The organism is Anabaena sp. CA = ATCC 33047 (genome assembly GCF_963870205.1).
Lineage (GTDB): Bacteria > Cyanobacteriota > Cyanobacteriia > Cyanobacteriales > Nostocaceae > Trichormus.
In genome coordinates, this window is the sequence record NZ_CAWMSA010000080.1 from 1 (window position 1) to 288 (window position 288).

The following is a 288-nucleotide window of genomic DNA, read 5'->3' on the forward strand; positions in this document are numbered from 1 at the left end:
GGTGCATTATTATAGTCACTACCTGCGGTGGCTGTGCCATTTGTCAGGTTAACTCTGACACTAACTGCACCATCACTACCATTAGTCCGAGTTAAAGTTACAGCCGTTACTGGTGTACCATTTTCATTAATCGCATAGTTAGCATCACTAAACTCAATTACCCCTGGTACAGCATCATTATCAATGATGGTTAATATGGCTGTTTGTTGTGTGCCTAATGTTGCGCCACCAGTCGGGTTAGTTAAAGTTAAATTGACGGTTTCATTCGGCTCATAGTTACTGTCATCA

The 288-nt window shown here is 41.7% G+C and carries 1 protein-coding gene; it reads right to left on the reverse strand.

Annotation, left to right across the window (positions count from 1 at the left end):
* The coding region (locus AACS98_RS22035) for a Calx-beta domain-containing protein (RefSeq protein ID WP_157087548.1) at positions 1-288 on the reverse strand (288 nt) is incomplete at both ends.